Source organism: Streptomyces sp. NPDC004838 (assembly GCF_053600955.1).
Genome location: NZ_JBSGAW010000021.1, coordinates 1 through 14,303, shown reverse-complemented (window position 1 = coordinate 14,303; position 14,303 = coordinate 1). Strand labels below are relative to the sequence as shown.

Annotated in this window: 8 protein-coding genes; 4 read left to right on the top strand and 4 right to left on the bottom strand. The window is 69.6% G+C overall.

Annotated elements, in window-relative coordinates; genetic code table 11:
- Positions 1-144 precede the first annotated feature (144 nt).
- Positions 145-1,308, bottom strand: coding sequence for a PAC2 family protein (locus ACWEFL_RS23000; protein WP_451715674.1), 1,164 nt, complete (start codon positions 1,306-1,308; stop codon positions 145-147).
- A 1,057-nt stretch (positions 1,309-2,365) separates the two neighbouring features.
- Here ACWEFL_RS23000 and ACWEFL_RS22995 point away from each other — a divergent pair.
- The gene (locus ACWEFL_RS22995) at positions 2,366-2,878 is read left to right on the top strand and encodes a hypothetical protein (RefSeq protein ID WP_451715672.1); all 513 of its coding nucleotides are present in this window, start codon (positions 2,366-2,368) and stop codon (positions 2,876-2,878) included.
- A gap of 606 nt (positions 2,879-3,484) precedes the next feature.
- On the opposite strand, the gene glpK is transcribed toward ACWEFL_RS22995, so the two are convergent.
- From glpK to ACWEFL_RS22980, 3 genes are all read right to left on the bottom strand, one after another.
- Positions 3,485-5,011, bottom strand: coding sequence for a glycerol kinase GlpK (gene glpK / locus ACWEFL_RS22990; protein ID WP_451715669.1), 1,527 nt, complete (start codon positions 5,009-5,011; stop codon positions 3,485-3,487).
- A 181-nt stretch (positions 5,012-5,192) separates the two neighbouring features.
- Positions 5,193-5,975, bottom strand: a complete 783-nt coding sequence (locus ACWEFL_RS22985) for an MIP/aquaporin family protein (protein ID WP_451715666.1) — start codon at positions 5,973-5,975, stop codon at positions 5,193-5,195.
- Between the two features lie 420 nt (positions 5,976-6,395).
- Positions 6,396-7,166 carry an IclR family transcriptional regulator gene (locus tag ACWEFL_RS22980; RefSeq protein WP_451715962.1) on the bottom strand — a complete coding sequence of 257 codons (771 nt, stop codon included), beginning with the start codon at positions 7,164-7,166 and terminating at the stop codon, positions 6,396-6,398.
- Between the two features lie 449 nt (positions 7,167-7,615).
- On the opposite strand from ACWEFL_RS22980, the gene metH reads away from it, so the two are divergent.
- The 3 genes from metH (at position 7,616) to ACWEFL_RS22965 (ending at position 14,171) form a co-directional block, all read left to right on the top strand.
- Positions 7,616-11,149 (top strand): methionine synthase, encoded by a 3,534-nt coding sequence (gene metH / locus ACWEFL_RS22975; protein WP_451715663.1) that lies wholly within the window; start codon positions 7,616-7,618, stop codon positions 11,147-11,149.
- 227 nt (positions 11,150-11,376) lie between these two features.
- Positions 11,377-12,078, top strand: coding sequence for an HAD family hydrolase (locus ACWEFL_RS22970; protein WP_451715661.1), 702 nt, complete (start codon positions 11,377-11,379; stop codon positions 12,076-12,078).
- Positions 12,079-12,587: 509 nt separating this feature from the next.
- Positions 12,588-14,171, top strand: coding sequence for an ABC transporter substrate-binding protein (locus ACWEFL_RS22965; RefSeq protein WP_451715659.1), 1,584 nt, complete (start codon positions 12,588-12,590; stop codon positions 14,169-14,171).
- Positions 14,172-14,303 lie beyond the last annotated feature (132 nt).

Sequence of the window (14,303 nt, the reverse complement as noted above, 5' to 3'; positions counted from 1 at the left end):
CGGCACGCCCGCCTTCTGCCGGCTGTGCCCCCGCCCCGCCGTCCGGTGCTCCACCGGCGTGTACACCGGTCATGACGTCCGTCCGGACGCGGAGCCGGCCCCGCGCGGCACGGCGGCCCGCCCGCCGGAGCCGCGGGGCGGGGCTCAGCTCCCCGAGGCCGGGGAGCCTCCCTCGTCGTCACGCCCGTCCGTGTCCGCCTCGGCCGGTGAATCGGCGCGGGCGCTCTTGCCGGTGCCGGTTCCGGTTTCGGTACCGGTGTCGGGCTGGGACCCGCGATCGCTGCCGGTCTCGCCCTCGGCTCCGGCCGTCGGTTCCGAACGCGAAGGCTTGGACGGCCGGTTCAGCCCGCCCGAGGGATCCCGGAGATAGGAGCCTCCGGGACCTCCCGTTCCGCCGACGGCCGCGTCTGTGCCGTCGGTCGCCACTCCCGGCCCGCCTCCCGGCCCGCCGGGAACGCTGCCGGGACCGCCGTCCCGCCGTCGCAGATACCGCTCGAACTCACGGGCGATGGCCTCGCCGGACGCCTCGGGAAGCTCCGCGGTGTCCCGAGCCTCCTCCAGCGTCTGGACGTACTCCGCCACCTCGCTGTCCTCGGCGGCCAGTTGGTCCACGCCGAGCTGCCACGCCCGCGCGTCCTCGGGCAGTTCGCCCAGCGGGATCCGCAGCCCGATCAGATCCTCCAGCCGGTTGAGCAGAGCCAGCGTCGCCTTCGGGTTCGGCGGCTGCGACACATAGTGCGGCACCGCGGCCCACAGGCTCACCGCGGGCACTCCCGCGTGCGTGCACGCCTCCTGGAGAATGCCGACGATCCCGGTCGGCCCCTCGTACCGCGTCTCCTCCAGATCCATGGTCCTGGCCAGGTCGGAGTCCGATGTGACCCCGCTGACCGGCACCGGCCTGGTGTGCGGGGTGTCCCCGAGCAGCGCGCCGAGGATCACCACCATCTCCACCCCCAGCTCATGGGCGAAGCCCAGGATCTCGTTGCAGAACGATCGCCACCGCATGGACGGCTCGATGCCGCGCACCAGAACCAGGTCGCGCGGCTTCTCGCCGCCGACGCGGACCACGGAGAGCCGGGTCGTGGGCCAGGTGATCTTCCGTACTCCGCCGTCCAGGAACACCGTGGGCCGGTTGACCTGGAAGTCGTAGTAGTCCTCGGCGTCCAGCGCCGCGAACACCTCGCCCTTCCACTCCCGCTCCAGATGCGCGACCGCGGTGGAAGCGGCGTCGCCTGCGTCGTTCCAGCCCTCGAACGCGGCCACCATGACCGGGTCGATCAGCTCGGGTACCCCCTCGAGCTCGATCACCCAGTGCCTCCTTCCGAAGTTCCCTGTTCGTACGCCCCAACCTTACGGCTTACGAGCCACACCGCCGCAGCCCTCGTGCACGGGCGGGTGAACTTCGGCGAGCCGACGCGTGTGCCCGGCAACCGGCCCATCCGTCGCAGGATTCATCCGAGACCGGAGGGGGATCCTCCGCCCAGCAGCCGCCCAGCAGCCGCCCAGCGGCCCTGGAAAACGGGCCCGTCGGACGGCGCTGTCCGTCGGGTGCCCCGGAGGTCCGATGCCATGCATCCCAGGGTGGCGCGCGGGTTCATCCCAGAGCTGTGCGCAGGGGCCGCGCCCGCGGCCCGCCGTGCGATCCACCCGAGAATCCCGGGCCTCGGGCCTTCGGGCCCGGACGCTGAATCGATCTCGCCACCGGAGTCCCGCCGCGGCCCTCCCGCAGCTCGCGGGCGGCCTTGCGCCGTCTTTGCGGGCGTGCTTTGCAGCGGCCATGACGGTTCCGTCGCCGCGGGCCGTGGCGACGGCTGGATTCTCCGGGTCTTTCCCGTGGCCGTCACCGGCGCGGTCGTCCTCAAGGGCGGCTCCGGCGCCCGCTCGGCGTGCTGACCGGCGTCGGCCGTCACGGCTCGCCGCGGAGGTGTCATCAAAGAGCCCGGCTCCGCCGCCGCGCGACAGGTTCCCGAACGGCGAGAACACCATTGCCGCTCCGGTGAATTCACGGTTCGCGAGTGGCGAGAAGCGGGACCGGGCCCCGCATCCGTACCGGACCTGTACATGCGGGCCACAGCGAGAACCGGTCAACTGCCTCAAGAATCAGAACCGGAGACGGAATGTGCATGAGGGTTCTCTCATTCCTGGATCCATTGACAGAGGCATGAAGGGCTCTTAGCCATCAAGGAGATGGCCGAGGATGACAACTGGCAGGCATGGAACTCCGCCAACTCGGCCCTCGCCGCCGACAAGACCGGCTGTGTGAGCGCCACGGCCGAGGTCGGGTACTGAAAAACTCAACGCTCGGTCAGGTGTGCTGAACAGCGAGTCATGAACGCTGAATGCTGAATATCGAGTCTGGAGAAGGATGGCGACACAAGGGCAGATATCGGCCACCGAACTCAGGGATCTCCTCGGTGACGTTCTGCACAAAGAAGCCGTTGATTATTTCGTGAAATACACGGGCGGCACATCCGAGGACATCGAGCGACAGGTGATCGAATGCCTGCGATACCTTTATCTCGTCTCGCGCTACCGCAACGAACTCGGCGGACTCTTTCTGCCGGTGGAACAGCACATCGATGAGATCTGGCACTTTCTCATCCTCCAGACCCGCGAATACCGGACCCTGTGCGAGGAACGGCTCCCCGGAAAGGTCTTTATCGACCACCGCAGCATCGGCTACGAGGAGTACCAGCGGCAGCCGGGGCGGGAGCGGTCGATCGAAGAGGCCCTGCGCTGGGTTCCGCTGTACTGCCGGGAGTTCGGCCCGTTCGACGAGGGCGCTCTGCCGCACTGGACCATCGTGCGGTTCCTCCATGAGCGCATGAACCTGTCGCTGTCGGACATCGCGGCGCTTCAGCCGATGGAAGCGGCGTAGTCAAGCAGCGACAGGGCGCCGGCACCGCCGCCCGCGGGGACCACGAGGAGCGAGGATCACGAGGCCGCGTACCGGAGAACCGGCGAGGGTGGAGGCCCAGACGGAGGCCGACGCCGAGAACCGGGCCCCGGCCGGGGCCCGGGCCGACGACCGGGAGCGGGAGCATCCCGCGCGGCGACGCGTCCTCGGCGTTCTGGTGGTCACCCGGATTCTCGGCGGCGCGGCCCTGGCGGCCGGCATCACCATCGGCGCGCTCCTCGCCGAGGAGGTGCTCGGCTCGACAGGGCCGGCCGGCGTCCCCGGCGCACTGTTCACCGCCGGCGCGGCCGTCGGCGCCGATGGCGAGGCCGGGCCTGCCGGCGACGGGGCCGATGCCGACGTGCTTCCCGCCCCCACCCGCGCCTCGTCCCAGGGGCTGGTGGACGTCGGACCGGCGACCGGCGCCGCCACCGGGGGCATGTCCTCGGGCCTGGTCGTCGCCGCGGGCGACTACGACCTGCCGGCGCTCGGCGGAGGGCTGCTGGCGCTCACCCTGGTACCCCTGGTCGCGTCGGAACGCCTGCCGACACCGGCCCGTTGGCCGGTACCGTCGGAAGCCTGCCCGCCTCAGTCCTCCTCGTCGAGCCAGCCCATGGTCCGCTCGACGGCCTTGAGCCAGCTCTTGTACTCGCGCTCACGCCGGCTGGCGTCCATGCGCGGGGTCCATTCCGCGGCCCGGCGCCAGTTGGCGCGCAGCGCGTCGGTGTCCGGCCAGAATCCGACGGCCAGACCGGCGGCGTAGGCCGCGCCGAGGCAGGTGGTCTCGGTGACCATCGGGCGCACCACCGGTGCGTCGAGGAAGTCCGAGAGGGTCTGCATCAGGAGATTGTTGGAGGTCATGCCTCCGTCGACCTTGAGCGAGGTCAGCTCGACGCCGGAGTCCTTCGTCATCGCGTCGGTGATCTCACGGGTCTGCCAGGCCGTGGCCTCCAGCACCGCGCGGGCGATGTGGGCCTTGGTGACATAGCGGGTGAGCCCGGCGATGACACCGCGGGCGTCGGAGCGCCAGTAGGGGGCGAAGAGGCCGGAGAACGCGGGGACGAAGTACGCGCCGCCGTTGTCCTCGACCGACAGCGCCAGGGGCTCGATCTCGGCCGCGGAGTCGATCAGGCCCATCTGGTCGCGCATCCACTGCACCAGGGAACCGGTGACGGCGATCGAGCCTTCCAGAGCGTAGACGGCCTTCTGGTCTCCGATGCGGTAGCCGACCGTGGTGAGCAGCCCGTTGTACGAGTTGACGGGCTTGCCGCCGGTGTTCATCAGCATGAAGGTGCCGGTGCCGTACGTGGACTTGGCCTCGCCCTCGGCGAAGCACGTCTGGCCGAAGAGGGCCGCCTGCTGGTCGCCGAGCGCGGACGCGACCGGCACTCCGTCGAGTACGCCGCCCTTGGCGATGCCGTAAACCTCGGCGGAGGAGCGGATCTCGGGCAGCACGGCGGCCGGTACGTGCATCGAGCTGAGGATCTTGGGGTCCCACTCCATGGTGTGCAGATTCATCAGCATCGTGCGCGAGGCGTTGGTGACATCGGTGACGTGCGCGCCGCCGTCGGCTCCGCCGGTCAGATTCCAGATGACCCAGGAGTCCATCGTGCCGAAGAGGATCTCGCCGCGCTCGGCGCGCTCGCGCAGCCCCTCGACATGGTCGAGCAGCCAGCGGACCTTGGGGCCGGCGAAGTAGCTCGCGAGCGGCAGACCGGTCTCGCGGCGGAATCGGTCCTGGCCGACGTTGCGGCCGAGTTCCTTGCACAGGGCGTCGGTACGGGTGTCCTGCCAGACGATGGCGTTGTGCACGGGCCGGCCGGTGGCCTTGTCCCACAGGAGCGTGGTCTCGCGCTGGTTGGTGATGCCGATCGCCTTCACATCGGCGGCCGTGATGCCCGCTTTGGCGACGGCGCCGGCCACGACCTCCTGGACGTTGGCCCAGATCTCGGTGGCGTCGTGCTCGACCCAGCCCGGCTTGGGGAAGATCTGCTCGTGCTCCTTCTGGTCGACGGAGACGATCCGTCCGTCCCGGTCGAAGACGATGCAGCGGCTCGAAGTGGTGCCCTGGTCGATGGCGGCGATGAACGGCCCGGAGGCGGTCGCGTCGGTCACGGTGTGCTCCTGGTCAAGGTCGATTCAGTGTCGAGGGGGATCCGGCTGTACCTGCGTTATCTGGGGACGTACGTCGTACGGGCGTATCCGGCTCGGACTCTTGGTCGGGTCCGGTCGGGTCCGGTCGGGTCCGGTCGGGTCCGGTCGGGTGCGGTCGCGTCCGGACGGTCCCGGACGGGCTTCAGGTGAAGGCGAGGTCGTAGACGCCCGCGGCGAGGGCTCCGCCGGTCAGCGGTCCCGCCACGGGAATCCAGGCGTAGCTCCAGTCGGAGCCGCCCTTGTTGGGAAGAGGCAGCAGGGCGTGCACGATGCGGGGGCCCAGATCACGGGCCGGGTTGATGGCGTAGCCGGTCGGGCCGCCCAGCGAGAGGCCGATGCCGACGACGACGAAAGCGGTGATCAGCGCGCCGAGTGTGCTGAGCCCCTTGCCCTCGTCGTTGAGGCCCTGGGTGAGCACGGCGAGGACCAGCACCGAGGTGCCCAGGATCTCGGTGGCGAGGTTCTGCCAGACGACCCGGATCTCTGGCCCGGTGGAGAAGATGCCGAGAACGGGGCCGGCACCGGTGTTGTGGGGGCCCTCGATGGGCTTGTCGGCCGGGTCGCCGAGGATCCGGGCGTCCGTGAGGTGGGCGCGGAACTGTCCGTAGTACGCCACCCAGACGAGCGTGGCGCCGATCATCGCGCCGAGCAGCTGGCCGCCGACGTAGACGGGCACCTTCGCCCAGGTCCCGTCCTTGATGGCGATGCCGAGGGTGACCGCGGGATTGAGATGGGCGCCGGAGAGGGAGCTGGTCATGTAGACGGCCGTCATGACGGCGAAACCCCACCCGAAGGTGATGGCGAGCCAGCCGGCGCCACGTGCCTTGGAGTTCTTCAGGGTGACGGCGGCGACGACGCCGCCGCCGAGCAGGATCAGTACCGCTGTTCCGATGGTCTCGCCGATGAAGATGTCGGAGCTGGACACCACGACTCCTTTGTCCTTGGTCCAGGGACGGCGAACCTCGGGTGCCTCGGGTGCCTCCGATGGTTCGCGCCCCTCATCTGAGGGCGTTCCGGTCCTTGGCGCTGCCACACTACTAGCGCGTATCTGCGCTGGATGTTCGACAATGCCGACCGATGAACGGAAGTTCGTCGGGTCGATTGAGGTGTCAAGGTCTAGGTGCGGCTAGGTCGCGGAGAATTGGATCATTGTCCGATGATGCTACTGAATTAGCGGAATCGCCCGATTTTCGCTCCGGAGTGGGCCCGCGGCCGTGGCTGGACCGTCCGGCACGCGCGGGGGAGCAGTCCGGCGCACGTGCCGGGCCCGCCCGGCTCGGACGCCGCAACGGAAGACCGGGGCCGGCTGACCGGCCGCCCCGGCGTCAGGCGCCCGGCGCCCGGGTCAGAACCGTCCGGAGCCCAGGTCGCGGGAGACCGCGCGAGCGCACTCCCGTACCGCCGTGATCAGCCGAGGCCGCAGCTCCCGGCCCTCGCCCTCGCAGACCCGCTCGACCGCGCCCGTGACGGCGATCGCCCCCACCGGCATCCGGCGCCGGTCGTGGATGGGCGCGGCCACCGCCGCCACGCCCTCCCAGGTCTCCTCCACATCGGCCGCCCAGCCGCGCGCGCGGGCACCGTCGAGCACAGACTCGAACGCCTCCGCGTCCGTCACCGTCCGCGGGGTGAACGACTCGCGGACGGAGTCCACCGCCGCTTCGCGCCCCACCGGGTCGTACGCGCAGAGCACCTTGCCCAGCGCCGTGGAGTGCAGCGGCTGCATCGCCCCCACCTCCAGCACCTGGCGGCCGTCGTCGGGCCGGAAGGCATGGTGGACGATGAGGACGCCGTGCCGGTGCAGTACGCCCAGGTGGACGCTCTCGCCGCTCGAACGCGCCAGATCGTCCGTCCAGACGAGCGCGCGGGCGCGCAGCTCGTGCACGTCCAGATAGCTGTTGCCGAGCCGGAGCAGCTCCGCGCCCAGCTGGTAGCGGCCGGACGCCGGATCCTGCTCGACGAACCCCTCGGCCTGCAGGGTGCGCAGGATCCCGTGGGCGGTGCCCTTGGCCAGCCCGAGCGACGAGGCGATCTCCGACAGGCTTAGTCGGCGCTCTCCGCCCGCGAGCAGCCGCAGCACCGCCGCCGCACGCTCCAGCGACTGGATGTTCTTCGCCATCGGGTCCGGCCCTCCCCGCTGCCGTTCGACTATGCTGAACACCATACGCCGTTGCCGACCCCAGTCGGCCTGAGTGAGTATCTCGCGGCCCGAGGCTTCACAGAAACCCCACAGCTCCGGGAGCCCTCGACAACCCCGGGAGCCGGGGACCGCCCGCCCCGTGGAACGGCGGCGTCCCCGCCGGAGGGCCGCGCCGGGCTCCCCGGTAGAGGAACTCACCTCCTTACCGGGCTCCGTACGGCCCGGAGGCCGGCACCCCCGTACGCAAGGCCGCCGCAGGGCTTCCCGCGCCGTTTCCCGCACCCGCCGCCAGGGCCGGCCGGGCGACGGCGGGCGTCCGGCCCGTGGGACAGCCCGCCCCACACCAGCCCGCCCGGTTACTCTGGCTCCGTGCGCCTTCTACCGGAAGCCGCAAAGCCGACAGCCGTCGCATCCCAGGGAGACCGTCCATGGCCTCGTCGCCGCACCCTTCCGTACCGTCCGCCTACAGCCGGACCCGGATCGAAGCCCTGCGCGAGGCCCTCGCCACGCGGGTCGTCGTCGCCGACGGAGCGATGGGCACCATGCTCCAGGCCCAGGACCCGACGCTGGAGGACTTCCAGGACCTCGAAGGCTGCAACGAGATCCTGAACGTCACCCGCCCCGACATCGTGCGATCCGTCCACGAGGCGTATTTCGAGGTCGGTGTCGACTGCGTCGAGACGAACACCTTCGGTGCCAACCACGCCGCCCTGGGGGAGTACGGCATCCCCGAGCGCGTCCACGAACTGTCCGAGTCCGGCGCGCGGATCGCCCGCGAGGTCGCCGACCGGTTCACCGACGCCACCGGACAGCAGCGCTGGGTGCTGGGCTCCATGGGCCCCGGCACCAAGCTGCCGACCCTCGGCCACGCCCCGTACCTCACCCTGCGGGACGCTTACCAGCAGAACGCGGAGGGCATGATCGCGGGCGGCGCGGACGCGCTGCTCGTGGAAACCACCCAGGACCTGCTCCAGACCAAGGCCGCCGTCATCGGCGCCCGCCGCGCCCTGGAAGCCACCGGGACGGACCTCCCGCTGATCTGCTCGGTGACCGTCGAGACCACCGGAACCATGCTGCTCGGCTCCGAGATCGGGGCCGCGCTCACCGCGCTGGAGCCCCTCGGCATCGACATGATCGGCCTGAACTGCGCCACCGGCCCCGCCGAGATGAGCGAGCATCTGCGCTATCTCGCCCGCCACTCCCGGATCCCGCTGGCCTGTATGCCCAACGCCGGCCTGCCCGTCCTCGGCAAGGACGGCGCCCACTACCCCCTGACGGCGGGCGAATTGGCCGACGCTCAGGAGACGTTCGTCCACGAGTACGGCCTCTCGCTCGTCGGCGGCTGCTGCGGTACGACACCGGAGCACATGCGCCAGGTCGTGGAGCGCGTACGCGAACTCACCCCCGCCGAGCGCCGGCCGCGCCCCGAGCCGGGGGCCGCGTCGCTCTACCAGACCGTCCCGTTCCGGCAGGACACCGCGTACATGGCGATCGGGGAACGGACCAACGCCAACGGGTCCAAGAAGTTCCGGGAGGCCATGCTGGACGGCCGCTGGGACGACTGCGTGGAGATGGCCCGCGACCAGATCCGCGAGGGCGCCCACATGCTCGACCTCTGCGTCGACTACGTCGGCCGGGACGGCGTCGCCGACATGGAGGAGCTGGCGGGCCGGTTCGCCACCGCCTCCACCCTGCCGATCGTGCTGGACTCCACCGAGGTCGAGGTGATCCGCGCCGGACTGGAGAAGCTCGGCGGCCGGGCCGTCATCAACTCCGTCAACTACGAGGACGGCGACGGCCCCGAGTCCCGCTTCGCCAAGGTCACCGCGCTCGCCAAGGAACACGGCGCGGCCCTGATCGCGCTCACCATCGACGAGGAGGGCCAGGCCCGTACGGTCGAGCACAAGGTCGCCGTCGCCGAGCGGATCATCGCCGACCTCACCGGCAACTGGGGCATCCACGAGTCGGACATCCTCATCGACACCCTGACCTTCACCATCTGCACCGGTCAGGAGGAGTCCCGCAAGGACGGGATCCACACCATCGAGGCGATCAGGGAACTGAAGCGCCGGCACCCCGAGGTGCAGACCACCCTCGGTCTCTCCAACATCTCCTTCGGCCTCAACCCCGCCGCCCGCATCCTCCTCAACTCCGTCTTCCTCGACGAGTGCGTCAAGGCCGGACTCGACTCCGCGATCGTGCACGCCAGCAAGATCCTGCCGATCGCCCGCTTCGACGGCGAGCAGGTCGAAACCGCCCTCGACCTCATCCACGACCGCCGCGCCGAGGGCTACGACCCGCTCCAGCGCCTGATGGAGCTCTTCGAGGGCGTCAACACCAAGTCCCTCAAGGCGGGCAGGGCCGAGGAACTCCTCTCCCTGCCGCTGGAGGAGCGGCTGCGGCGGCGCATCGTCGACGGCGAGAAGAACGGCCTGGAGGCCGACCTCAGCGAGGCGCTGACGGAGCGTTCCGCCCTCGACATCGTCAACGACACCCTGCTGGAGGGCATGAAGGTCGTCGGCGAACTGTTCGGCTCCGGGCAGATGCAGCTGCCGTTCGTCCTCCAGTCCGCCGAGGTGATGAAGAGCGCCGTCGCCTACCTCGAACCGCACATGGAGAAGGTGGACGACGGCCAGGGAGGGGTGGGCAAGGGCACGATCGTCCTCGCCACCGTCCGCGGCGACGTCCACGACATCGGAAAGAACCTCGTCGACATCATCCTCTCCAACAACGGCTACAACGTCGTCAACCTCGGGATCAAACAGCCGGTCTCCGCGATCCTGGACGCCGCCGAGGAACACCGCGCCGACGTCATCGGCATGTCGGGGCTCCTGGTGAAGTCCACCGTGATCATGAAGGAGAACCTCGAGGAGCTGAACCAGCGCAAGATGGCGGCCGACTACCCCGTCATCCTCGGCGGCGCGGCGCTCACCCGCGCCTATGTGGAGCAGGACCTCCACGAGATCTACGAGGGCGAGGTCCGGTACGCGCGGGACGCCTTCGAGGGCCTGCGGCTGATGGACGCCCTGATCGCGGTCAAGCGCGGAGTCCCCGGCGCCGCCCTCCCCGAACTCAAGCAGCGCCGTGTCCGGGCCTCCACGGCCGCCCCCGTCGAGGAGCGCCCGGAGGAGGGCTCCGTACGCTCCGACGTCGCCGTCGACAACCCGGTCCCCGCCCCGCCTTTCTGGGGCACTCGGGTGATCAAGGGCATCCAGCTGAAGGAGTACGCCTCCTGGCTGGACGAGGGCGCGCTGTTCAAGGGCCAGTGGGGTCTCAAGCAGGCCCGCGCCGGGGACGGACCGTCCTACGAGGAACTGGTGGAGACCGAGGGACGGCCGCGGCTGCGCGGCTGGCTGGACCAGCTCCACACCCGCAATCTGCTGGAGGCCGCGGTCGTCTACGGCTACTTCCCCTGCGTGTCCAAGGGCGACGATCTGATCCTCCTCAACGAGGACGGCTCGGAGCGCACCCGCTTCTCCTTCCCCCGGCAGCGCAGGGGCCGCAGGCTCTGCCTCGCCGACTTCTTCCGCCCGGAGGAGTCCGGCGAGCGGGACGTCGTCGGACTCCAGGTCGTCACCGTCGGCTCCCGGATCGGCGAGGCGACCGCCGAACTCTTCGCGTCGGACTCCTACCGCGACTATCTGGAGCTGCACGGGCTCTCCGTACAGCTCGCCGAGGCGCTCGCCGAGTACTGGCACGCCCGCGTCCGCGCCGAGCTGGGCTTCGGCGGCGAGGACCCGGACGACGTCGAGGGCATGTTCGCCCTGAAATACCGGGGCGCACGGTTCTCGCTCGGCTACGGAGCGTGCCCGGACCTGGAGGACCGGGCGAAGATCGCCCGGCTGCTGGAGCCCGAGCGCATCGGGGTCCAGCTCTCCGAGGAGTTCCAGCTCCATCCGGAGCAGTCCACCGACGCCATCGTCATTCACCACCCCGAGGCCAAGTACTTCAACGCGCGGTAATCGCTCCGTCCGCATCAGCGCCCGGCAACCGACACGCTCGGCAATCGGTCCGTCCGACGAACGGCCCGTCCGACAATCGGTCCACCCGGCGTGTCGGTCCGCGATACGCGGCATGTCCTCCGGGGGAGTCGTACACTGGTCGGTCCAGCGCAGGCCGGTCGCCTGTCCCCGTGGGAAAGCCGTGGGGAAAGGCGGCCGGCCTTCTCGTCCCTCACGGAGGTGTGCCGATGACCAGCACGATTCCCGCATCTCTCACCCGTACGGCCGAGGGCTCGGCACTGCAGGCCGTCCTGCTGGACATGGACGGCACCCTCGTCGACACCGAGGGCTTCTGGTGGGATGCGGAGGTGCGGGTCTTCGCCGACCTCGGGCACGAGCTGGACGAGGCATGGCGGGACGTGGTCGTCGGCGGCCCCATGACGCGCAGCGCCGGGTATCTCATCGAGGTGACGGGCGCCGACATCACCCTGCCCGAGGTGACCGTGCTGCTCAACGACGCCTTCGAGAAGCGCATCAGTCAGGGCGTGCCGCTCATGCCGGGCGCCGAACGCCTGCTCGCCGAACTCACCGCCCACCAGGTGCCCACCGCCCTCGTCTCCGCCTCCCACCGCCGCATCATCGACCGGGTCCTGGGCTCGCTCGGTCCGGGGAACTTCGCGCTCTCCGTGGCCGGCGACGAGGTCCCGCGTACGAAGCCGCACCCGGACCCCTATCTGACGGCCGCCCGCGGGCTGGGCGCGGAGCCCATGAGATGCGCCGTCATCGAGGACACGGCCACCGGTGTGGCCTCCGCGGAGGCGGCCGGCTGCCGGGTCGTCGCCGTACCGTCGGTGGCCCCGATCGCCCCCGCGGACGGCCGGGTCGTCGTCGGCTCGCTGGAACAGGTGGACCTCGGTTTCCTCCGTTCCCTCATCACCTCGGTGAACTGATGCGTGTACTGTCCGTGATTCTCCAATGCAAGAGAATATCCGGACGTTCAAGCGGCCTTATGCGCTGACCGCGCCAGGCTTTTCGCAGGCTTCTTTCGATAAGTTTCCCAAAGCGCTTCGGCGTGATGTTCGTCACCGCCCGTGCTCTGGACGCCGTGGCTTCGGGCGCACTCCGCGGCCCCTCAAAGCCGTCCGTGCGTTCCTTGTGTCCGTATTGATGGAGCGGTGTACGAAACATTCCATGGCGTGATCATTTACGCACAGACATAGATGATCACTCTGCGAATACGGGCCAACTCCTGCCCGGTGAAACCCCCCTGACGGCTCCGACTAATCTCTTCGCGAGTCTTCGCCGCACACCCGGTGCGCCCCGGCGGTCGTACAACCGTCGCGAAAAGCAGGGCCGATCGTCCTGTCCTTCCGGCCCTATCGGACCGCCCCGACCGGGCGGTCGCGGCGAAGCCTCCCTTGCACGCCGTACCCAGTGCCGGATGAGGAGAACGTCCAGGATGAACCGTAAGACTCTGGTACTGCCCGCGGTGGTCGGTCTGCTCGCGCCCGTGCTCGTCGCCTGCGGCGGTTCGGGGAGCGGGGACGACGGCGGGGGAGCCATTGTCGTGGGAACCACGGACCAGATCAGCGCCGACGGGAAGAGCTCCGCGCCCCTCGACCCGGCCTTCGCGTACGACACCGGCTCCTGGAACGTGCTGCGGCAGACGGTCCAGACCCTGCTGTACGCCCCGCGCGGCGGTCAGCCCGTACCCGACGCAGCCCAGTCCTGCGCATTCACCGACCGGGCCTCCCAGAGCTACCGCTGCAAGCTCCGCGAGGGCCTGAAGTTCTCCGACGGCAGCCGCATCACGGCCGAGGACGTCAAGTTCTCCATCGAGCGGCTGCTGGACATCAACGACGACAACGGCGCCGCCGCACTGCTGTCGAACATCGACACCATCGACACCAAGGGCGACGAGATCGTCTTCCATCTCGCCACGCCGGACGCCACGTTCCCGTTCAAGCTGTCCACACCCGCCGCGGGGATCGTCAGCAAGAAGAAGTACGACGGCAAGAAGCTCCGGGCGGGCTTCGAGGTCGACGGCTCCGGCCCGTACACCATGAAGAGCGAGACCAAGGGCGATGCGGTCACCAAGATCGTCTTCAGCAGGAACAAGAACTACAGCGGCGATTTCGAGCTGCGGAACTCCAAGGTCGAGCTGCGGGTCTTCAAGGACTCCGAAGCCATGGTCGAAGCCCTCGACAACGGCGAGATCGACCTGGCCACCCGCGAGATGTCCTCCAAGCAGATCAAGGGCATGCTCGACCGCCCCAAGAGTGAGATCGAGCTGACCGAGATGCCCGGACTCTCGATCCAGTACCTCGCCTTCAACACGGACGCCCCCGCCGTGAAGGACAAAGCCGTCCGCCAGGCCATGGCCTCCGTCATCGACCGCGGCCAGATCTCCCGCGACGTCTACGACTCCACCGCCGAGCCTCTGTACTCGCTCATCCCGACGAACGTCAGCGCGCACGAGAACTCCTTCTACAACAGGTACGGCGACCCGGACCGCAAAAAGGCCCAGCGAATCCTGGAGAAGGCCGACATCACCACACCGGTGAAGATGACACTCCACTACGCGTCCGACCGTTACCCGGTCAAGGAGTACGAGATCATCAGGGACCAGCTGAACGCCACCGGACTGTTCTCCGTCACCATCAAGGGCTCCGCGTGGTCGCAGTACCGCACCGCCGGACAACGCGGTGACTACCCCGTCTACGGCCTCGGCTGGGTTCCCGACTTCCCCGACCCCGACAACTTCATCGCCCCCTTCCTGGAGAAGGACAACTTCCTCAACTCGCCCTACAAGAGCGACGAGGCCCGGACGCTCATCCCCGAATCACGCCGGCAGGCCGACCGGGCCGCCGCCGCCCGCACCTTCAGCAAGCTTCAGGACATCGTCGCCGAGGACGTACCCGTACTGCCGCTCTGGCAGGGCAAGCAGTACGTCGCCGCCCGCACAGGCATCACCGGAGTCGAGCGGCTCCTCAACGCCAGCTCCGACCTCCAGCTGTGGGAACTGGGCACCGGCGGCAACTGAGACCGGCGGCGGGCAGCCGAGCGAGACCGGACAGCCGAGCGGCGGCGGGCACCAGCCGTACCGCCGGACGTCCTCGGTTACGGCTCGGGGCTCGGCCTCCTCGCGCTCACCGCGCATCTCGCGGTCCGCGTC

Bases quoted from the DNA above. Each gene is read 5' to 3' on its own strand.
- ACWEFL_RS22995 (WP_451715672.1), top strand. From the start codon at position 2,366: ATGGCGACACAAGGGCAGATATCGGCCACCGAACTCAGGGATCTCCTC.
- ACWEFL_RS22980 (WP_451715962.1), bottom strand. From the start codon at position 7,166: ATGGCGAAGAACATCCAGTCGCTGGAGCGTGCGGCGGCGGTGCTGCGG.
- metH (WP_451715663.1), top strand. From the start codon at position 7,616: ATGGCCTCGTCGCCGCACCCTTCCGTACCGTCCGCCTACAGCCGGACC.
- ACWEFL_RS22970 (WP_451715661.1), top strand. From the start codon at position 11,377: ATGACCAGCACGATTCCCGCATCTCTCACCCGTACGGCCGAGGGCTCG.
- ACWEFL_RS22965 (WP_451715659.1), top strand. From the start codon at position 12,588: ATGAACCGTAAGACTCTGGTACTGCCCGCGGTGGTCGGTCTGCTCGCG.